Source organism: Paenibacillus sp. B-A-8 (genome assembly GCF_048572915.1).
Lineage (GTDB): Bacteria > Bacillota > Bacilli > Paenibacillales > Paenibacillaceae > Paenibacillus_AQ.
Genome location: NZ_CP183882.1, coordinates 1,987,037 through 2,007,904, shown reverse-complemented (window position 1 = coordinate 2,007,904; position 20,868 = coordinate 1,987,037). Strand labels below are relative to the sequence as shown.

The 20,868-nt window shown below is 43.9% G+C and carries 17 protein-coding genes; 1 reads left to right on the top strand and 16 read right to left on the bottom strand.

Going from position 1 to position 20,868, the window contains the following annotated elements:
- Positions 1 to 8 precede the first annotated feature (8 nt).
- Positions 9 to 1,376 carry an ABC transporter substrate-binding protein gene (locus ACN6MV_RS08790; protein ID WP_076119235.1) on the bottom strand — a complete coding sequence of 456 codons (1,368 nt, stop codon included), beginning with the start codon at positions 1,374 to 1,376 and terminating at the stop codon, positions 9 to 11.
- Between the two features lie 376 nt (positions 1,377 to 1,752).
- On the opposite strand from ACN6MV_RS08790, the gene ACN6MV_RS08785 reads away from it, so the two are divergent.
- Positions 1,753 to 2,787, top strand: a complete 1,035-nt coding sequence (locus tag ACN6MV_RS08785; RefSeq protein WP_042125666.1) for a LacI family DNA-binding transcriptional regulator — start codon at positions 1,753 to 1,755, stop codon at positions 2,785 to 2,787.
- 221 nt (positions 2,788 to 3,008) lie between these two features.
- On the opposite strand, the gene glnA is transcribed toward ACN6MV_RS08785, so the two are convergent.
- From glnA to mqnC, 15 genes are all read right to left on the bottom strand, one after another.
- Positions 3,009 to 4,433 carry a type I glutamate--ammonia ligase gene (gene glnA, locus ACN6MV_RS08780; protein WP_042125664.1) on the bottom strand — a complete coding sequence of 475 codons (1,425 nt, stop codon included), beginning with the start codon at positions 4,431 to 4,433 and terminating at the stop codon, positions 3,009 to 3,011.
- A 282-nt stretch (positions 4,434 to 4,715) separates the two neighbouring features.
- Positions 4,716 to 5,762, bottom strand: a complete 1,047-nt coding sequence (gene aroF / locus ACN6MV_RS08775; RefSeq protein ID WP_076119233.1) for a 3-deoxy-7-phosphoheptulonate synthase — start codon at positions 5,760 to 5,762, stop codon at positions 4,716 to 4,718.
- A 258-nt stretch (positions 5,763 to 6,020) separates the two neighbouring features.
- A complete protein-coding gene (locus ACN6MV_RS08770) occupies positions 6,021 to 6,977 on the bottom strand; it encodes a 4-hydroxy-3-methylbut-2-enyl diphosphate reductase (protein WP_419886155.1) in 957 nt (318 codons plus the stop codon).
- Positions 6,978 to 7,037: 60 nt separating this feature from the next.
- A complete protein-coding gene (locus ACN6MV_RS08765; RefSeq protein ID WP_042125658.1) occupies positions 7,038 to 8,486 on the bottom strand; it encodes a sensor histidine kinase in 1,449 nt (482 codons plus the stop codon).
- A gap of 1 nt (position 8,487) precedes the next feature.
- The gene (locus tag ACN6MV_RS08760) at positions 8,488 to 9,177 is read right to left on the bottom strand and encodes a response regulator transcription factor (protein WP_042125657.1); all 690 of its coding nucleotides are present in this window, start codon (positions 9,175 to 9,177) and stop codon (positions 8,488 to 8,490) included.
- Positions 9,178 to 9,284: 107 nt separating this feature from the next.
- Positions 9,285 to 10,952, bottom strand: a complete 1,668-nt coding sequence (locus tag ACN6MV_RS08755) for a S1C family serine protease (protein ID WP_042125656.1) — start codon at positions 10,950 to 10,952, stop codon at positions 9,285 to 9,287.
- Between the two features lie 673 nt (positions 10,953 to 11,625).
- Positions 11,626 to 12,279, bottom strand: a complete 654-nt coding sequence (locus ACN6MV_RS08750) for a response regulator (RefSeq protein WP_042125654.1) — start codon at positions 12,277 to 12,279, stop codon at positions 11,626 to 11,628.
- A 3-nt stretch (positions 12,280 to 12,282) separates the two neighbouring features.
- Complete coding sequence (locus tag ACN6MV_RS08745) at positions 12,283 to 13,359, bottom strand: HAMP domain-containing sensor histidine kinase (protein ID WP_042125653.1); 1,077 nt, start codon at positions 13,357 to 13,359, stop codon at positions 12,283 to 12,285.
- The gene (liaF, locus tag ACN6MV_RS08740) at positions 13,360 to 14,436 is read right to left on the bottom strand and encodes a cell wall-active antibiotics response protein LiaF (RefSeq protein ID WP_042125652.1); all 1,077 of its coding nucleotides are present in this window, start codon (positions 14,434 to 14,436) and stop codon (positions 13,360 to 13,362) included.
- A 239-nt stretch (positions 14,437 to 14,675) separates the two neighbouring features.
- On the bottom strand, positions 14,676 to 14,819 hold the full coding sequence (locus tag ACN6MV_RS08735; RefSeq protein WP_156114753.1) for a hypothetical protein: 144 nt from the start codon (positions 14,817 to 14,819) through the stop codon (positions 14,676 to 14,678).
- Positions 14,820 to 14,993: 174 nt separating this feature from the next.
- Positions 14,994 to 15,701, bottom strand: a complete 708-nt coding sequence (locus tag ACN6MV_RS08730; RefSeq protein WP_375105372.1) for a 3D domain-containing protein — start codon at positions 15,699 to 15,701, stop codon at positions 14,994 to 14,996.
- Between the two features lie 304 nt (positions 15,702 to 16,005).
- Positions 16,006 to 17,943: a threonine--tRNA ligase gene (gene thrS, locus ACN6MV_RS08725; protein WP_042125650.1), complete on the bottom strand. Its 1,938-nt coding sequence runs from the start codon at positions 17,941 to 17,943 to the stop codon at positions 16,006 to 16,008.
- A gap of 494 nt (positions 17,944 to 18,437) precedes the next feature.
- Positions 18,438 to 18,608, bottom strand: a complete 171-nt coding sequence (locus tag ACN6MV_RS08720) for a toxin-antitoxin system HicB family antitoxin (RefSeq protein WP_042125648.1) — start codon at positions 18,606 to 18,608, stop codon at positions 18,438 to 18,440.
- 11 nt (positions 18,609 to 18,619) lie between these two features.
- Positions 18,620 to 19,462, bottom strand: coding sequence for an SPFH domain-containing protein (locus ACN6MV_RS08715; RefSeq protein ID WP_042125646.1), 843 nt, complete (start codon positions 19,460 to 19,462; stop codon positions 18,620 to 18,622).
- Positions 19,463 to 19,674: 212 nt separating this feature from the next.
- Entirely contained in the window at positions 19,675 to 20,811 is a 1,137-nt protein-coding gene (gene mqnC, locus ACN6MV_RS08710; protein WP_042125644.1) for a cyclic dehypoxanthinyl futalosine synthase, read from the bottom strand.
- Between the last annotated feature and the right edge of the window lie 57 nt (positions 20,812 to 20,868).

The window sequence follows — 20,868 nt, the reverse complement described above, 5'->3', positions numbered from 1 at the left end:
ATAACAGCTTATTTAGGAGCTGCTGCTTCCCATTCTTTTTGTTGTACATCTGCAAGTTCTTTAGCGGTTTTGAATTCGCCACCTGGTGCTAGGTATTCAGTGTGTACACCTTCAGCAGCAATGTGCTCGCCTACATTGTCGCGGTTAATCATTATGATTTCATAGGCAAGTTCAAAGTCTTCTGCCATGTATTGTGCTAGTTCGTTATCAATGAAGTCACTGCCAGTTGAAATGTTATCTTGTGTTGGTACAAATCCAGCAGCCTTAACATATTCAGTGTAGTTTTCTGGCTCAGAGAAGAATTCCAGCCATTTCAAAGCCCCTTCTTTGTTCGGACCTTTTTCTGCTGCATACCAAGTTACATCGTATTTACCGACAAGAGAAGCATTCTTAGCTGCATCTTCAGTAGCTGGGATTGGGAAGTAACCAAATTTCACATCAGGATTTGCCGCAGCGATCGTAGGTGCATCCCAAGTTCCGTCAGCAATCATAGCTGCTTTACCTGTTGCGAAGTACGAAGGTGCTGTTGCATAGTCAATACCCAAGAAACCATCGATGATGTAGTTATCTTGAAGGGTCTTCATTTTATCCAATACTTCTACAGCCTCAGCATCGTTGAACGCCGAAGTACCTTTCCAAACGCCTTCAATCCATTTTTGTTGGTCGCCGCCGCCTAGAATCTTAGCTTGCAAGCCGAACACTGGCAGTTTCAAAGGCCATACATCTTTACCAGCCACTACGATAGGTACGATGTTTTTGGATTTCAAAGTATCTAGAACACTGATGAATTCTGTCCATGTGGTTGGAACAGTCAATCCGTTTTGTTCAAAAATTTCTTTATTATAGAAGAAACCTGACATCGCTACTTTACCGGTTGGGATCGCATACACTTTATCATTGTAAGTACCCGCTTTAGCAATATCATTCGCATTGTAGTTTTTAACGAAAGCTTCGTTGCTCAGATCAGCAATCAAACCGGAATCAATCCATTGTTGCCAGTCTGGCACTTTCGCACCCGGTGTCCAATCTTTCGGAGACAATCTCATACCGGACAAATCAGCAAGGACGTCTACGTCACCAGCTGTAATTCTCGCTCTTTGTGCTTGTTTAAATTCATCATCCGGACCCGTGGTCGTGTACTCCACTTTGTATTCCGGATACTTTTCTTCAAACTTTTTATTAATTTCGGTAATGGCTTTATTAATGTTTTCTTGTTTCCAATGCAAGATCTTAATCACTTTCTTATCGCCAGATGCAGGCTTATTTGTTCCGTTGCCCGGAGTAGCCTCACCATTTGTGTTGTTGCCGCTTCCACATGCTGCTAATGAGAGCACCAGCGCCGAGCTCAACAATACCGCAGAAAGCTTCTTTACCATTTTTGTTACCCCCCAGATGATTTGTTATGACCTTTTACGAAACCTTGTGTTAGCTCCTAAACTTTCGTAATATAATCGAAAATATCACAGAAAGCGGTTTCGTTGTTTTTATTATTACATCCTTATATATCTTTGTAAAGTCTTTTTTTATTCTTTATTTTCGAACCCATTTTTAACGAAAACGCTCAAAAACCCTTTAATATCAAGGATATCCCTATTTGCGCACCAAATATCCCATTGACTATATACCTATATAATTATAAAATCATTTACGAAAACGTTTCGTAACTCATATTTGAAATCCATAGAAAAGTCTGACTCAACTACACTTTTATCATAGATTACGGAGTATTTCTCATTATAAGGAGGACTTAATTTGGCCTATAACATCAAAGAAATCGCGAAAATCGCTGGGGTTTCTGTTTCGACAGTATCCAAAATCATTAATAATTACAGCGATATTTCGGAAGATACCAAGACTAGGGTACAACAAATCATAAAAGAAACCGGATATACTCCCTCCAATTCCGCAAAAACATTAGCAACAAAATCATCGAATCTAATTGGTGTTATATTTGCAGGAATGCTGAATGTTGACTTTACCCACCCTTTTTTCATCGAAGTCCTAAACTCCTTCAAAAAACAAATGGGACTGCTAGGTTACGACCTTATCTTTTTCTCTAACGAAAAATTTCAAAGTGGTGACACTAATGATTATCTTGCCCGTTGTCTGCATTTTAATGTAGATGGCTGCCTTCTTATTTCCGGACAAGAGCTAGAAACCTCTATCAGTGAATTAGATAATAGCTCTATCCCATGCATCGGCGTAGATTTAAAGCTATCAGGCGACAATTCGGGTTATATCATGTCTGATAATTTCAAGATGTCCACTAAGGTAGTCGAACACTTTTACTTATTAGGCTATCGAGAACTCGGTTATATCGGCAGCTCCTCAGAATCAGAAATCTCCAACATTCGTGAAAGTGGTTTTCGCAAAGCGCTTGAAGATTTAGGACTACCGATCAACGAAAACTGGTTCTTAAACGGAAGCAATTTCTTTGAAGCCAGCGGTTATGAAACCATGCGTAGAATGATCGCGAACGGAAATTTACCCAGAGCGATCTTCGCAGCGTCTGATCAGCTAGCTATCGGGGCTATGCGTGCCCTTAAGGAATCTTCTATCGCTGTTCCTGGTACCGTCGCAATTATTGGCTGTGACGATATCGAAGCTTGTAATTACACAACACCACTGTTGACTACGATTAAACAAAACAAAGATAAAATCGGTCGCCTAGCCGCGTTAATGCTGTATGATCTGATAAACAATCAATCTGGCACGAGCTCCTTCAGCGTAGAGCCAGAGCTCATCATAAGAGAATCCTGCGGCGCTTCTGAGCGGGGTTTAGCGTAACCTCCTTAGAGTTACCTTTACTGAACTAAAGTAGAGATATGGGGCAAAAATTTGGACTATACAGGCAAAAAAACGAGGACATCTAAAGCCATGTCAATGGCCAATAATGTCCTCGTTTACTTGTAATCCTATATATCTAAAACAACAAAAAAAGATGTTCCAACAGCCAAGTAAATGGCTCAGGAACATCTTTTTGTTGATGCTTTATCACTTAAGAAATCTTATAGATCGAAGTACAGAGAATATTCATGTGGATGAACACGAATTGCAACCTCTTGAGCTTCGGAACGTTTCAGAGCAATATAGTTATCAATGAAGTCCTTAGTAAATACGTCACCTTCAGTTAGGAACTCATAATCAGCTTCCAAGGAATCAAGCGCTTCGCCCAGGCTACCTGGAACGCTGCGGATCTTTTCTTTGTCTGCATCAGACAATTCGTAGATGTTCTTATCCAAAGGACCGTAACCCAGTTCTTGTGGGTTGATCTTGTTCTTGATTCCGTCCAGACCTGCCATCAGCATTGCCGAGAATGCCAAGTAAGGGTTAGCCGTGGAATCCGGTGTACGGAACTCGATACGACAGCCTTTTGGTGTCACAGCTGCTACCGGGATACGAACTGCAGCAGAACGATTTCCCTTGGAGTATACCAAGTTAACCGGTGCTTCATAGCCAGGAACCAAACGTTTAAACGAGTTGGTGCTTGGGTTAGTCAAAGCGATCAAAGCTGGTGCATGGTACAAAATACCGCCGATATAGTGAAGAGCCATTTCGCTCAAGTTAGCATAAGCGCCTTTTTCGTAGAACAAAGGAGTGTCTCCATCAAAGATCGATTGATGCACGTGCATTCCGCTACCATTATCACCAAACAGTGGTTTTGGCATGAAAGTCGCTACCTTACCGTACTGACGTGCAGTGTTTTGCACAATATATTTATAAGTCATGAGATTATCAGCAGTTTTCTTCAAGGTATCAAAACGGAAGTTGATTTCCGCTTGGCCTGCAGTTGCCACTTCATGGTGATGACGCTCAATGCGCAATCCAGTTTCAGCAAGCAAACGGCACATTTCACTGCGAATATCCTGTTGGGAATCCACAGGTGCTACAGGTACATATCCACCTTTAACGCCAACTTTAAATGCCATGTTGCCGCCCTCTTCTTTACGACCCGTGTTCCAAGCCGCTTCTTCAGAGTCTACGAAGAATGAAGAGCTGTTCATACCACTCTCATAACGAACATCGTCAAAGATAAAGAATTCAGACTCAGGTGCGAAGAATGCTGATGTACCAACTCCGCTCTTTTGAAGGAATTCTTCTGCTTTCACAGCAATACCGCGAGGATCGCGCTCATAGCGTTCGCCATCAGGAGTGAAAATGTCGCACATTACGTTCAGCGTTGGATGAGCTGTAAACGGATCAATGAACACACTGTTCGGATCAGGCATCATTACCATGTCTGATTCTTCAATACCACGGAATCCTTTGATGGAAGAACCGTCGAATGCTACCCCATTTACAAAAGTTTCATCTTCCACTTCAGAAGCAGGCAGAGAAATGTGGTGAGCACGGCCACCTAAATCTACGAATCGAAAATCTACCCACTCGATATTGTTTTCTTTAATTGTTTGCAACACTTTTTCAACCGACATGAATTTTTCCTCCCCCAAGTTCCGAACATTAAGCCCCTCACAGTATGCAAATGTTCTTGTTTTATTTTTATTTGCTGTCGTCATTATAAATCTCATACCTAACATCGTCAATGCTTATGTCAGGTATTTCTTGCAACTATGTAAGATATTCTGACGCTTTCGTGAAATCCGTTATTTTCGCTTAAATTCATACCATCTTTAACTTATCCAACAGCAAAGAAGCCCTACTATCCCGCTATACCGCGGTTTGTAGGACTTCAAAGGTAGTAATATAATTAAAAATTATAGTGCCGAAACGGTTTCTGGCGAAGTTGAAAACTTACGTCCAACGATCGGAGCAAGCTTTTCCAGATCCTTAAGTAGATTATCGAACTGTTCAGGGAATAACGATTGAACACCATCACCTGTCATGGAATTGTCCGGATCTGTGTGCATTTCGATAATTAGACCATTTGCACCCGCAGCAACAGAAGCTTTAGCCATAGGCTCAACTAATTCACGTCGTCCAGTGCCGTGACTCGGGTCAGAAATTACCGGAAGATGACTCAAGCTTTGTAGAACCGGTATAGCCGATAGATCCAGTGTATTGCGAGTGTAAGTCTCAAACGTACGAATACCGCGCTCACAGAGCATTACATCCTTATTTCCACCTGCCAAAATGTACTCTGCAGCATTGAGCAATTCATCATAGGTTGCACTGAAGCCGCGTTTCAGAAGGACAGGTCTTCCACAAGTACCAAGCTTACGCAGCAAATCAAAGTTCTGCATGTTTCGTGTACCCACCTGGAGAATATCCGCATGTTCTGCACAAATATCCACATACTCTGGTGTCATTACCTCTGTAATGGTCAACAGGCCATGACGCTTTCCTGCTTCAGCCATCATAGTCAAACCTTCTACACCAACACCCTGGAAGCTGTATGGACCTGTACGGGGCTTAAACGCGCCTCCACGCAGTACCTGCGCACCTGAAGCTTTAACTAGACGGGCAATCTCATCAATCTGCTCTGGAGACTCCACGGCACAAGGACCGCCCATAATCACCAGATTCTCTCCGCCAATCTTCACACCCTTGATATCGATGATGGTATCCTCTGGATGGAAATCACGGCTAGCCAGCTTATAGGACTTGGAGATCTTCACGACGTTCTCCACACCCTTCATTTGCCGCAAATGCTCTGCAAGCTTAGGCGTAACACTTCCTACTAATCCGATAACCGTATGATCTGCACCTTTGGAGAGATGTACCTGCAAGCCCTCTCTTTCGATCACTGCGATAATATCTTTAACCTGCTCTTCTGGCGTTTGATTGGATGTAATGACGATCATTTTATAACTTCCTCTCTGCACTTAAAATTTATAATAATTCCGCTGAATACACTCGCACTACGACGCGTGTTCGCTTTTAAGCTTTTAAGCTTTTATGCTTTTAACCGATAAAGCGATTTTACCCCAAAAATCCATTATCGTCAATCCTATTTCCTGATTTAGAAGATGAAACCGTTTTTTCTATAAAGAAAAACGCTCAACCCCGATAGACGAGATTAAGCGCTTCTTCAAGCACAAATATATAAGTTCGCTAACGCATTAAGTAGTACTTGCGCTCTTATTCTTAACTGGAGGAAGTAGCTTCGCCATATTCACTGTACGTTTGATCTCCCATGTCTCGGGATTCTCGGAATCGTACTGATCCAAATAATTAATAACTTCTTTGGTAATTGGTGTCGGTGTAGATGCGCCCGAAGTAACCCCAACAATATTTACACCCTTTAGCCACTCTGTGTTTAGTTCAGAGATATCAGAAATCCGATGGGCCGGAACACCTGCGATCTCTTCCGACACCTGTGCCAGACGATTAGAGTTGTTGCTTCGTGGATCGCCAACGACAATCACTAGATCACATTGGCCCGCCTGCTCGGCTACAGCCTCTTGACGCACCTGAGTAGCCATACATATCTCATTATGCACTTCGGCACCTGGGAAGGTCTCTAGAAGCTTTTTCATAATATTTTTAATGTCCCACTGGCTCATAGTGGTCTGATTCGTAATTACAATCCGTGAAGAAGGGATGGACAGAGTTGCAATCTCATCTTCTTTTTCAATTAAATGCACATGTTCTGGCGCAATGCCAACAGCACCTTCCGGTTCCGGATGGCCTTTCTTGCCGATATAAATAACCTCATAGCCATCATCGACCTTCTCCTGAATGAGATCATGTGTCTTGGTCACATCAGGACAAGTAGCATCAACAGTAGTCAATCCTTTATCCCTAGCCATCTTGCGTACCTCAGGAGAAACTCCGTGAGCAGTGAATATAACGGTTCCACTATCTACTTTATCGAGAATATCCAGACGGTTATGACCGTCCAAGGTAATAATGCCGTCGTCCTCAAACGAATTCGTGACATGACTATTATGAACAATCATGCCCAGTATATAAATCGGCCGGGGAAGATCGAGATTTTGCGCAGCCTGCCGTGCCATTACCATAGCATCGACTACTCCGTAACAGTATCCCCGGGGAGAAATTTTAATGACTTCCATGACTTCACCAACTTTCTGCTTTCGTTGACTTCTGTAATAGGGCACACTTTAAATTATACCCTATTCCAGCGGCGGAGCAAAGAGAAGCGGCAACCAGATCACAAAAGTAGTTCCTTCGCCTTGGCGCGTAACAACTTCCACAGACCCACCATGTTCGTCAATAATCCATTTAGCAATAGATAAGCCAAGCCCAATTCCTTCCGTAATTCCACGTGATTCATCTGCACGATAGAAACGGTCGAAAATATATGGAACCTCATCTTTATCCATACCTATCCCCGTATCGGTGATTCGAATACCAACCTGATTCTGATAGAAAATCGTATCTAAACTCACCTCACCGGAAGGTGTGTATTTAAAAGCATTATCAATAAAAATAAACAACATTTGTTGCAAATAATCTTTATTACCCACAACATACTTACCATTTAAGACGGACATATCCCCTGTAACCCACTCCGCTTGACGAGGTAGAAATGACGCCCGACGCGCTATCTCCGTCATCATTGGTTCCAGTGCCACCGGTTCTATCTCGAAGGTTCGCCCTGTATCAGCGCGCGCAAGTGAGAGCATATCAGATACCAGCCGGCTCATACGTTTAGACTCGTCCGCGATATCCTTCACCGATTCCATCGAGAGCTGGCGAATTTCAGCCTCGCTCATCTTCCCTTCACCCGGCTCCATCTCCCATACTTTTTGCAGCAGATCAATATTCCCGCGAATGGTTGTCAGCGGCGTCCGCAGCTCATGTGATGCATCGGAAACAAATCGTCGCTGTGCCGCATACGAATCCTCTAACTCAGTGTAGAATCCTTCCATACGCCCAAGCATGTTATTGACGGTCTCAATTAGGCGACCTATTTCATCTGGAGGTCCATCATATTCAATACGGGAGCTTAGGTCATTCCCCGTCTGAATCCCGTTTGTAGCCTCAATAACTTTTCCAATCGGACTCATCGCTTTACGGGCCAGGAATAATCCAAAGGTAAATGCCGCAATCAAGGTAGCAAAAGACCCGACAAGCAATATATTTTTCAAACGCTCCAATAGCTTATTCTGCTCGCTCACATAGGCAGCGACTTGTAATACTGCCACTGGATTATTATTATAATGCTCTAGTTCGATAGGCATCTCGTAAATCAAAAACTGATTACCGTCTACAACTACGTTACGAAAACCTTTTACAGCTTTATCTTGAGGAGGATAATCAAACTGTAAGCCAAAGTTAATCATGTTCGTTGATTGCGACAGGCTTTTGCTTCCATAAGTATAAATCTGTGTATACATGTTGGAGTTTTCAGGACGTCTCACTCCACCGAGCTTCAACTCTCCGTTGAAGACATCGTAACTAAATAAAGGTTTCGTTTGCTCAGCTTGCAATCTTAGACGATCCTTCAAGTCACCATACGTATTAAAATAGACAAAGCCGTAAATTGCGGCTGATAAGGCCAGCAGCATAACGGCCAAAATCCCTGAATACCAAGCAGTCAGCCGCAATCTTATAGACATGTTAGTTGTCACCTCTTAGAATGTAACCGGCACCCCGGATCGTTTGAATGAGGCGTTTACCGCCATGCTCCTCCGTTTTTTGGCGTAGCATAGCTATGTATACCTCAAGTACATTAGATTCACCGCTGTAATCATAACCCCATATTTTATCCATGATCAGATCCCGCGAAAGCACACGTTTCGGATTCTGCATAAACAAATGCAACAGTTCGAATTCCTTCGCCGTAAGCTCCAGTCTCTTACCTGCACGTGTGACCTCGCGTGAATCTACATCAAGTGTAATATCCTCATAAGTAACCGCTTGCTCACTGCCTCCGCTTTGCTCACTCTTACGCCGAAGTAGCGCACGTACCCGGGCAAGTAATTCTTCCAGTGCAAATGGTTTTACTAAATAATCGTCCGCACCCAGATCAAGCCCCTTCACACGGTGCTCAATTTCATCCTTCGCCGTAAGCATTAGAACAGGCACATTACTGCCCCCTTCTCGCAAACGACGGCAAACTTCAAATCCGTCTACCTGAGGCATCATAACATCCAGAATCACCACATCCGGATCACTGCTCAGAATCGCTCGTAATCCATCCGCTCCATTCACCGCAGTCTTTACATCGTAACCTTCAAAGGCTAGCCCTCGGCGCAGCATGGAAATAATTTTTTCATCATCATCAATAATTAGAATATTCGGTCGCATCAAGCAGCCCCCATTGTTCATTTCTTTTTATTTATATTGTAGCAGTCGCACCATGTTTAGACAAAAAACGGAAGGGTTGCCCCTTCCGCGTTATTCACCGTCCGGTGTTATTTCTGCTGACTTTGCCCAGTAGTCGTATCAAAATCATTTTTGTTGCCGATTGTGACGGAAAGATCCAAGTTTTTACCATCGCGCACAACATTCAGCGTTACTTTGTCACCGACTTTTAACGTTTGAATGAAAGCAATCAGATCTTGGTTTGTAGCATATTTCGTTCCATTTGCACCAGTTATGATATCGTAAGGGCGCAAGTCTGCAGCATACGCTGGCGATTTAAAGATAATATCTGCAACTACAGAGCCTTCTTTAATATCCGTGCCCATTTGTTTAGCTACTTCATCTGTAATCGTCATAAGCGTTGCACCAATGAATGGTACTGGTTCTTTAGGAATCGCTTGGTTCGCTTCCAGTTTATCTACGACTTCTTTAATCGTATTCACTGCGATAGCAAAACCTATACCTTGGGAATCTGTGCTAACAGCAACATTCATACCAATTACCTGTCCATTCATATTGAGCAGCGGACCACCGGAGTTACCAGGGTTGATAGATGCGTCAGTTTGCAGCAAGTTTTTGTAGTTGCGAGTTCCACTACCATCTTCTTCGTTAATGTCGATGCTGCGTCCTTTTGCACTAAGAACACCAGAGGTTACTGTATGATCGAAGCCTTGTGGGTTACCGATAGCAACTACTTCTGAACCTACTTTCAAGCTATCTGAATCTCCCAGAGCAACTGTAGGGAAATCACTATCTCCCTCAATCTTCAATACTGCCAAATCCAGATCTTTGCTAGAGCCTAGCAATTTTGCTTCGTATGGTTTAGTTACGCCATCTACTGTAACTTGGATGACATCGGCATTCTCAATGACGTGCTGATTCGTCAAAATATATCCGGATTTCTCATAAATGAAGCCTGTTCCAATTCCATATGGGATGAGCTGCGATGAAGAGCTTGAATCCGACTTCGAGTCCTGCTCATTTTGTGAAGAACCACTTCCACCGTATTGATCTCCGAAAAAGAATTGAGAAAACGGATCACTCAAATTCGGGCTGGATGAACTTCCATTACGTGAACTGGATTTTACTAGTGTCTCAATCTTGACGACTGCTGGTCCAACCGCATCAACTACGCCAGTCACATCACGGGAGCCTTTCACCAAAGATGTAGTGGTAGTATTAGGTGTAGTACTAGCACTCTCATTCGTCGTCTTCGCCGTTCCATTCGATTCCGAACTAGCAACGGTTGAAGCTGCATCCCCTGTGAACCAGTTGCCTCGATCTGCCATAAACATTGAACCTGAGAGAACGACCATACCTGCTAAGAAGGAAATCAAAACTGTTTTCACTGAGCTTTTTGGCTTTTTATTATATTGCCAGCCACCGCCACCTTCAGAGCCGCCTCCGCCGTTTCCACCTCGTCCGCCGCCATTACCATCAAAGCCTGTACTGCGAAATGAACTGTTGTATGGGAGTGGTTTTACGGGCTGTGGAGGTGTAACCTCAACCCGCTCCGGCTCCATCCGGTTGTAATGCTGAGCACTTCCGTCTGCATCACTTTCATCTTTGTTCAAAGATTTAAAAGGTCCGTAAGAATAGTAGTATGATGATCCGGATTCGGATGACTGATTATTATTACTATTATGATTATTATTGTCCCAATCCCGATCTGGTGCTGGTCCATTGTCACGATTAAAGTTGTTTTTGTTATCGTCCATGTTCATATACCTCCTGCATCCTGTCGCCTGACAAGGATTAATTTGTTTTCTTGTTTCTTATTTTGTACTTTAAACCTTAAGGTCACATTAAAAACAATTTAAGCGGAGATAAAAGATATAGGCAAATAGACGGGATTGGGCATCAGAAGGGAGCTATTAGGGGACTAGGTTCCAAAAGGCGCACGCTGTTGGTCGGGACTGGGTTTCAGGCTACACCGCTGTTGAAATCATGTTCCTATGAATTGACCCTGCAGGTGGAACAGGATTTCAAAGGCGGACGTAAACTTTTCGCTCTGAACCCAATCCCTAGGCAGGGAAGTAAAAAAGAAGCTCGGGCGCGGAAAACAACGCGGCCCGAACTTCCAACATACAACCTAGAACAAAACCCTAGAACGACGTCCATGAACGAAGTCCAAGAACAAGGAACAAACAACAATTATAGGGAAAAACTCCCTATAATTAACCAAAAATCACAAGAAATCAAGATTTAAAGGGAATACCTCCCTATAATTCTCAGCAATATAGCTGTTTATGAGAAAAACAAGGAATTTATACGGAGGATTTCCCTATAATCCTGTATACAAGCGTAAAACTCAAGTTTAAAGGGAGGTTTTCCCTATAACTTACTTTTAAGCCCCCATAAACTACCCCACATCATCTTGAAAAACAATCCCTAACCCTGAGCCCAACCCTTCCGATGAGCATAAATAGCCAACTGGGTACGGTCGTCCAGCTCGCATTTCATCAGCAGGTTGCTGACATGCGTCTTCACCGTCTTGATGCTGATATGCAGCTCCTCGCCGATATCCTTGTTGGTCTTGCCCTCAGCAATAAGCAGCAGGACCTCCTTCTCACGCTCCGTCAAGCCGGAGGAATCACCTTGCACAGTACGCTGGCGAATGCCACGCGTCAGCGCTTGCGATACATCACCAGTCATGACAGGCATACCACGGAATGCGCCTTGCAGAGCGTAGATCAGCTCCTCTGCTGACACGGTTTTTAGCACATAGCTGACTGCTCCAGCTTCTATAGCGTCCACGACGAGATCATCTTCAAGGAAGCTGGTCAAGATCACGATTTTGAGATTAGGAAATTCTGACAGCACTGCACGAGTAGTCTCCACACCATTCATCACAGGCATCATCAGATCCATTAGCACGAGATCAGGCAAGCCTTCATGTCCACCGGCACGCAGCATCTCCAGTGCTTCCTGTCCATTGGCTGCCTCTCCTATAACCTCAAACGTCGGCTCCAGCATCAGATATGTTTTAAGGCCCATCCGCACCATATCGTGATCATCTACGAGCAACACTCTTATGACACTCATGCTCTATTCCTCCTCGTCCTCTATATCAGATCCTAGCACTCTTTTTTCCTCTGACTCAGAATTCCCTTGCACAAACTTAGGGATATGTACACGTATGGTCGTTCCTGCACCCTTACGGCTAATAATCTCCACTTGTCCACCTAGTTTCTCCGCACGTTCGCGCATGGTGGTAAGACCGTATGATCCCTGTTTTTGCTGTATATGTTCAAAGCCTTGACCGTCATCGCTAATACTTAGCACAACTTGTCTTGACCCTTCACGCAGCGATAGACTAACTAGCCTAGCTTCAGCATGCTTCACAATATTCGCCATCGCCTCCTGAATAATCAGGAACAGCTGATGCTCAATTGCTTCAGACAGTTCTCCTTGCAGCTCAAGCTCCTTCATTCCTTTTAAGCCGTTCTGGCGGCAATAATCAGGGAACCATTTTTCCAATGCTTCGAAAAGATTCCTGCCTTCCAGCTCCACCGGCCGTAACTGCGCAATGAGCGCTCTCATCTGCTTTTGTGCCATTTGTGACATTGCAATTAACTGATCCATTACCAATTGACCTTGAGCTTCATTAACTTTCAGCACTTTAGGCAGCGAAGAAGCCGACATATGGATGGCAAAAAGCTGTTGGCTCACCGTATCATGCAAATCCCGGGCCATACGCCTTCTTTCCTCCAACACCGCACTCTCCGCTGCCTGTTCCTTCTCAATAACCTCTTGTTCACCCAATCGCTGCAGAAGCTGCATCTTGTTCTCAACCGTATCCATCATGACATTAAATTCGTGGTACACTCTCGCAAAAGACTGGTCATCACTCTCTGGCATACGTACGGACAGATTTCCTTTTGCTACCTGCAGCATATTTAGATCCAGATGATCAATCCGGCGCTGAATCCGCTGACCTGCCATATAACCGATTACAACAGTGAACAACACGATCCCAAGACATAAGTACAGCCACATTCGATAATCCATAACCTCGATATAACCAAGGCAAGTGCCTGCATACATCAACCCGGCACTTACGGCTCCAGTGAGTAGAAAGTAAAACAACAACAACCATTTGGTATTACTGAATATTGTCCCCATCTAACCCACCGTTTTAACTTTAATGTCACCTATAAAAGCACTTACGTTAATACGAACTTTTTTGCCCGCTTCTTTATAATAAGGCGTTTTGCATTGAACACTGCTCATGAATCCACTGCGGGACTGATCCAGAACTTCCATATCGCCGATAAAAGAACTGCTGTTCACTGAGATCCCAAGGTCCATATCATTTGGAATATATACCTTGATATCACCAATAAAAGCGGAAATATTAATTTTTGTCTCACCATAAGCAATTTGTGCGTTCGTCAGATCCAGTACAGTATCACCAATAAACTGTGAGACATTCGTGTTCTTCAGTTGAAAATGCTCGCGACCCATATGAACATCCCCGATAAAAGCAGAGCGATTGGTTGACTCCTTGTTGTTACTCTCTGTCTCATGGAACTCCTCATGCCATTCCCCATGTCTTCTAGCATGCCGCTCATGACGCTCCTGACGTCTGCGCTCATGACGCTCCTGCTTCTCTTGCCAACGTGATTCAGCGGTGGATTTAAATGCTCCTCCATCCTCATCCTCTTCTTCATCTTTTTGAAGATTAATATTCCAGTCTCGCCCACCAGAAGGTTTACCAAATTTCTGCTCGAATTGCTCATCTAGCGTGGAATCCAGCGGCTTTGGCGGCTCCACATCCAGCGAGCTTTTTCCTGGAGGAAAGTAATCTGGCGGTGACGGCGGAGCTGGCGGCACTGGAGGTACTGAACCTCTAGGTTTAAAAATCACATAAAGACCGCCGCCAATCAGCATGATTGGAATGAACATTTTGAAAAAATCCCCGGCTGAAATATCGAACCAGTCCAAATTCCGTCCAAGGAAGAACACTCCGATCGCCAGAAAGAAAAAACCGCCGATTGGTGAAGATCCACCTTTTGAATGTTCGTCTCCCGTTCCCAGAAGCCGTTTCATCCCCATTAGGATCAAGATAACAGGCCAATAATTTGAGATCACATAGCCTAAGCTGAAATCGGTGTAACCCAATTGTCTGAGTAAAAACATGGCTCCAATTCCTATCAGGATCAAGCCGCCAAAAATCTGACTTGTGAACCTTCTTTTCATATTCCATTTCCCCTTTAAATTAGTGGAACGCTCTCTTCTTCAATCTTATAGCCTTAGTCTACAGGAAGAAAGCGCTCATAAACAGCGGCGAGAGAAGGAACTTCCACTCAGTCTCTAGACGGAGACGTTTGGGATATTATTCTATATACTACTATATATATAAAAAAAAGACCGCCCCTCAGTTATAAACTGATCTGGGACGGTCTCTTTATTCAGCAGTCTTCTGCATCAGCAGCGCATTATTGTTGCGGTTTCTGAGCTGGTTTAGAAGTATTTCCACTTTGCTTAGTAGTGCCGTCATTCTCAACAGCAAACTCAGCATTGTATTTTTCATTCGGTGTTTTGTAATTTTCTTGAACTTTAGATTTTTTATTATTAGCCACGGAATTCACCTCCCTTATCCCTTATGCAGCATAGATAATGCTTACTAAGAGAACATCTCGGATGAGGCTAACGCTCTGCCCCAGTCCGTATTATGGCAAGGTGATGTCACTATTATGCATGGCCAAGTGAAAATAAGTTCAATCCGCCAAATTCATTGAAATACAATTCTAAATTTAGATGGATTCTTCCAGCAGAGATTGCGGTACAGCATTATAAGTCTCAATCGCTTGGGTAAGCTTCTTCAGCATGACTTCCGTACATGTTCCGTTACCACGCTTAATGAGCTGAACCACAACTGATTTTTTACCCCATTCCTTATACACCTGTTTCGTAGTAGCAAAATACAAATCAATCTTCCGCCCTTTAATGGCAGATCCTGTATCAGCAACAATGCCGTATCCATAACCTGGTATATAAAGTATACTCCCTAACGGGATTACCTTAGGGTCAGCAGCAATAGTCGAGACTGTATTCTTATCTCTACGTACTTTCACACCTGAATAGGTGATTCCGTATTCGGGATGTTTAGATGTTTTACCTGTAGATTCATAACCCGCAGTATAACCCGTCGCCATCACTTTCATTGAAGTAATAATCTGGTCAGGAGCTGGTGCAGCTACAGGAATAGAATTCGGTGATTTCGAAGCGCCAGTGCCTCCATTTCCTTTGGCAGTCGGAGCTTTGGTGGCTGGAGCCTTGGTAGTTGGAGCAACAGTGCTTTGTGGTGGCTTTGTAGATACTGGTTTATTTATTGTTGTCGCAGGTAATACAGGTGAGCTTGCATGTGACTCATTAAACAATATCGTGGCACGGCCTGTCGTTAGAACGACTTGTTGTTCTTTGGTTCTCAGTGAACCAGAGTTAGTTTGGGTATGTTGCACCTCGTTCGAAAGCGTTTTGCTCATGCTTGTGTGTTGTAACGTGTCTCCTGTCCCACTAGCCACAACTGCTTGATGCTTTGATTCAGGAATGATACCTGCAGCAGTTAACAGTAGAACTATTGTGACGAAAAGACACCAAAACCTCTGAAATATGCCCATTTTGTTCATGTGATAAACCTCCCCCTTATTAGCGAAGGTTTCCCGATTCACAAAATTTTATACATGAAGATCCTTTTTAGATCCTCATGGGCATATGACAGAGGTCGTAATTAAACATACTTTTGGTGTAGATTATTTCATGTAATTAGGAGATTACACGGTCTGCAATTTCCTGAGCCAGTAGCTCAATCACTTCTTGAAGTGGCTTAGCTCCAATATCGCCTTCCCCGCGCTTACGGATGGAAACTGTCTCGGCATTCATTTCATTCTCGCCGACTACGAACATGTATGGCAGCTTCTCCAGCTGAGCTTCACGGATCTTATAACCAAGCTTCTCATTACGTAAATCTGCCTCAGCAGAGATACCACGGCGACGCAGCTTGTCCGTAACTTCCTTAGCATAATCGTCGAAGGCAGTGGAGACAGGAATAACTTTAACCTGCTGTGGAGACAGCCAAAGCGGCAGTGATCCGGCAAAGTTCTCTAACAAGAAAGCAACAAAGCGCTCCATAGTACCTAAAATACCGCGGTGTAGAACGACTGGGCGGTGTTTCTGACCATCGTCACCGATGTATTCCAATTCAAAGCGTTCAGGCAGCAAGAAGTCGATCTGTACAGTGGAGAGAGTTTCTTCTTTGCCTAGTACAGTCTTGATCTGTACATCCAGCTTCGGACCGTAGAAGGCAGCTTCGCCTTCTGCTTCGTAGAACGGCAGACCAGCTTCTTCTACAACCTCACGCAGCATGCGCTGTGCAGTTTCCCACATTTCGTCATTTGCGTAATATTTCTCAGTATCCTTAGGATCACGATAAGACAACCGGAAACGGTAGTCATTAATACCAAAGTCACTGTAAACCTGTTTAATCAACTCGATTACACGAATGAACTCGCCTTTAATTTGATCCAGACGGCAGAAAATATGGGAATCATTAAGAGTCATTGAACGCACACGGTGCAAGCCAGTCAATGCTCCAGACATTTCATAACGGTGCTGGATACCCAGCTCAGCAATACGGATCGGCAAATCACGGTAGCTGTGCATGGAGCTCTTATAAATCATCATGTGATGCGGGCAGTTCATTGGACGAAGCACAAACTCTTCATTATCAATAGTCATTTTAGGGAACATGTCCTCTTGATAGTGCTCCCAGTGTCCGGAAGTTTTATATAGTTCAACATTACCGAGCACCGGAGTGTACACATGCTGGTATCCTAAACTTGCTTCCAGATCCACAATGTAACGTTCTAGAATACTGCGCAGTTTAGCACCCTTAGGCAGCCAGATCGGCAAGCCTTGGCCTACCAATTGATTAAATGTGAAGATTTCAAGCTCTTTACCCAATTTACGGTGATCGCGTTTCTTCGCTTCTTCAAGCAGACGAAGATGCTCATCGAGCTGTGCTTTTTTAATCCAAGCTGTACCGTATACGCGTTGAAGCATTTTATTCTTGCTATCGCCGCGCCAGTAAGCACCAGCTACATTCATCAATTTAAAGACTTTGATTTTGGAAGTAGACGGAACGTGTGGTCCACGACACAAGTCGAAGAATTCACCTTGTTCATAGATCGAAATCACACTATCTTCAGGCAACGCTTCGATCAGTTCAAGCTTATAAGGATCACCTAGCTCCCCGAACATTTGGAGCGCTTCCTTGCGACTAACTTCCTTACGTACGATTGGCAGATTTTCAGAGATAATACGATCCATTTCCTTTTCAATCTTTAGTAGATCCTCAGGATTAAGTGGATGTTCCAAATCCATATCGTAGTAGAAGCCATCTTCGATAACCGGGCCTACACCTAGCTTAACTTCCTTTGTTCCGTACAAACGTCTTACAGCTTGCGCCATCAAGTGGGCAGTACTGTGACGCATAACTTCCAATCCTTCAGGTGAATCCAAAGTTACGATTTCAATCAATGCGCCTTCCTCAAGCGGAGTGGACAGATCCACGACAATACCATTCAATTTCCCTGCCACCGCGTTCTTGCGAAGTCCACTACTAATAGAAGCCGCTACATCATCAATATTACTACCTTCTGCGTATTCCCGAACAGAGCCGTCCGGAAGTTTAATACTTACCATTTTAATTCCTCCTTCATTTCCTTAAGCCAACCAACAATTTTAATTTTGCGAAACGGAAATATCCACGCACAAAAAAACGCCCGTCCCGCAAAGGGACGAGCGATTGCACCCGTGGTTCCACCCAAATTCGATTCTCTCAATCCGCTCTTAAATCGGAGTTGAGACAGAATCCTTCGTAAGCATGGAATAACGACCATGAACCGGCGGTTCTTACTATCCCATCTCTGGGAATTCATAACCGCAGCTACAAAGGGGTAAATCAATAGTAGATACCGGAGGAAATTACAGCCTATGTTCCCTCTCTCTGAACGGTCCAGAACAATCGATTCATATCTTTGTCAATGCTGTTAACGTGAATTATGGAGTAATTATAAATCTGTCCTCTCTGACAGTCAAGTCTGTAGAGGGGGCAAAATTTTGTAAACCCCGGGCACCAGTTACCGACACGTACAGTTCTACATCCTGGAGATCCTCCTAGAACTGTCCTTAAGAGGTTACTCTTCTCGTCGTTTCCTTTCAGGTAAGCGGCCTGCACGTTTCAAAGACTCACGCAGCAAGTATTCGATATGTCCGTTTACACTGCGAAATTCCTCTCCCGCCCAACGTTCCAACGCCTCATGCAGATCCGGATCGATCCGCAATGGAAAGCTTTTCTTGGCCGCCATGATGCACCGCCTTAATACAACGAGCCGGTGTTAATGACCGGACTCGCTCCGCGCTCCGACACGATCGCCACCATCAGATTATTAATCATCGCTGCTTTACGTTCTTCGTCAAGCTCGACTACACCGCTCTCTTTAAGCTGTTTAATCGCCATATCAACCATGCCAACTGCACCTTCTACGATAATTTGACGAGCTGACAGAATGGCAGAAGCTTGTTGCCGCTGCAACATTGTGCTCGCAATTTCTGTTGAATAAGCCAAGTGTGTAAGCCGGGCTTCAATGACTTCTACACCAGATAAAGACAAGCGCTCTTGCAGCTCAGACGCTAATTCTTTAGCAATTTCGTCTGCATTGGCACGCAAGGACATGCCGGATTCATTGAAGTTATCATAAGGGTATTTGCTGGCTACATGACGCAGTGCTGTCTCGCTCTGAATCTCTACGAAAGCCATGTATTTATCTACATCAAAAAGAGCTTTAGCAGAGTTAATCACCTTGAAGACAATAACTGCAGCAATTTCAATCGGATTACCTTCAACATCATTGACCTTAAGCTTCACACTGTTAAAGTTACGAACGCGCAGGGAAACCGTCTTACGTACGCTGAACGGAATGACTGCGAACAATCCACTCGTTGCAATAGTCCCTACATATTGCCCGAAAAAGGTAACAACGACCGACTTATTGGGCTGTACAACCGTAATACTGGTACATAGAACCCCAGCTACAACGAACAGAATAACTGGCACTGCAACATACTCCTGAACAGCACCATAAATTCCACCAGCTAAACAAACTGCAATCAATGCGATAACCCAAAATCCGCTGACAGGACGAAGCATTTTCTCCTTCATAAAAGCACCCCCAAAAGATATTCATTTGATATGAATATGATATCACTTTTGGATAATAATGTGTATACAGAAATGTAATAAAATAATGAATTTATGTTCACAGGTAAATGCGGTTAGAATCAGCTCCACAACAAAAAACGCTTGTTTATCATTCATCCAATTAAGAAGATGAACGACAAACAAGCGATAAATGTAACCGTATGAAATTGGTATTAGTTCTGCATGATGAAATCATTATCAATCTTCGCATTAGCATCATCGAACACGCGCAGAATATCGTAGCGAGTATTCCGCTGTGCCGGGATTTTGCCCGCTTCGCGGATCAATTGAGTAATCGACTCGATGTTAACCTTGTAAGTTGCACCTGCAGAAGATACTACGTTCTCTTCAATCATCGTACTGCCGAAATCATTGCAGCCGTATTGAAGGGAAAGCTTGCCGACCTCTGGTCCCATAGTTACCCAAGAGGACTGGAAGTTCTTGATGTTGTCTAGAACAAGGCGACTAATCGCTACCGTCTTCAGATATTCCTCAGGCGTTTGTCTATCCAGCTTCAGGTTGGTATTGTCCGGTTGGAATGTCCAAGAGATAAAGGCCAAGAAACCCTCTGAATCATATTTATTAGCAATACACTCGTCCTGAGCCTCACGCACACGAAGTAAGTGCAGTGCCCGTTCTTCCATACTCTCTCCAAGTCCAATGACCATTGTAGCCGTTGTATTCATACCGATCTTATGCGCTGTCTGCATTACGTCCATCCACTCGCGCCATGAGCCTTTAAGACGACTGATCTTGCGGCGTGTACGGTCATCGAGAATCTCTGCTCCCCCGCCTGGTAAAGAATCCAGACCAGCAGCATGAATTTCACGTACTACTTCCTCGAGCGATAATCCAGATACTTCCTTCATCTTCATAATCTCTGCTGGTGAGAAGGAATGCATTGTAATCTCAGGGAAACGTTGCTTAATACCGCGAAGGATATCTGTATAATAGCTGAAAGGAAGATTAGGGTTCGTTCCACCTTGCATTAGTATTTCTGTACCATTTACAGCGATGGTCTCAGCGATTTTTTGGTAAATCGTCTCATCCGGCAGTACATAGCCCTCATCAGAGCCCGGTCTACGATAAAATGCGCAAAAGCGACAGTAAACATCACATACATTCGTATAGTTAATATTACGACCAATTACAAACGTGGCCATCGGGTCCGGATGCCAGCGTTCCATTATGGTGTTTGCAGCAGCACCCATTTTCTCAATTTCGTTGCTCTCGAACAGTCGGATGGTATCTTCCAATTGGAGACGTTCACCCCGTAGGGCTTTGTCCAAAATAAGATCTATCGCACTCATCGTTCGCATCCTCCTTTTAAACCCTTAGGGGTATTGGTAGAATCACAAAATAACAGG

Bases quoted from the DNA above. Each gene is read 5' to 3' on its own strand.
- ACN6MV_RS08760 (WP_042125657.1), bottom strand. From the start codon at position 9,177: ATGCGACCGAATATTCTAATTATTGATGATGATGAAAAAATTATTTCC.
- ACN6MV_RS08770 (WP_419886155.1), bottom strand. From the start codon at position 6,977: ATGGAAGTCATTAAAATTTCTCCCCGGGGATACTGTTACGGAGTAGTC.
- ACN6MV_RS08765 (WP_042125658.1), bottom strand. From the start codon at position 8,486: ATGTCTATAAGATTGCGGCTGACTGCTTGGTATTCAGGGATTTTGGCC.
- aroF (WP_076119233.1), bottom strand. From the start codon at position 5,762: ATGATCGTCATTACATCCAATCAAACGCCAGAAGAGCAGGTTAAAGAT.
- ACN6MV_RS08750 (WP_042125654.1), bottom strand. From the start codon at position 12,279: ATGAGTGTCATAAGAGTGTTGCTCGTAGATGATCACGATATGGTGCGG.
- thrS (WP_042125650.1), bottom strand. From the start codon at position 17,943: ATGGTAAGTATTAAACTTCCGGACGGCTCTGTTCGGGAATACGCAGAA.
- glnA (WP_042125664.1), bottom strand. From the start codon at position 4,433: ATGTCGGTTGAAAAAGTGTTGCAAACAATTAAAGAAAACAATATCGAG.
- ACN6MV_RS08790 (WP_076119235.1), bottom strand. From the start codon at position 1,376: ATGGTAAAGAAGCTTTCTGCGGTATTGTTGAGCTCGGCGCTGGTGCTC.
- ACN6MV_RS08755 (WP_042125656.1), bottom strand. From the start codon at position 10,952: ATGGACGATAACAAAAACAACTTTAATCGTGACAATGGACCAGCACCA.
- liaF (WP_042125652.1), bottom strand. From the start codon at position 14,436: ATGAAAAGAAGGTTCACAAGTCAGATTTTTGGCGGCTTGATCCTGATA.
- mqnC (WP_042125644.1), bottom strand. From the start codon at position 20,811: ATGAGTGCGATAGATCTTATTTTGGACAAAGCCCTACGGGGTGAACGT.
- ACN6MV_RS08745 (WP_042125653.1), bottom strand. From the start codon at position 13,359: ATGGGGACAATATTCAGTAATACCAAATGGTTGTTGTTGTTTTACTTT.
- ACN6MV_RS08720 (WP_042125648.1), bottom strand. From the start codon at position 18,608: ATGGCGGCCAAGAAAAGCTTTCCATTGCGGATCGATCCGGATCTGCAT.
- ACN6MV_RS08715 (WP_042125646.1), bottom strand. From the start codon at position 19,462: ATGAAGGAGAAAATGCTTCGTCCTGTCAGCGGATTTTGGGTTATCGCA.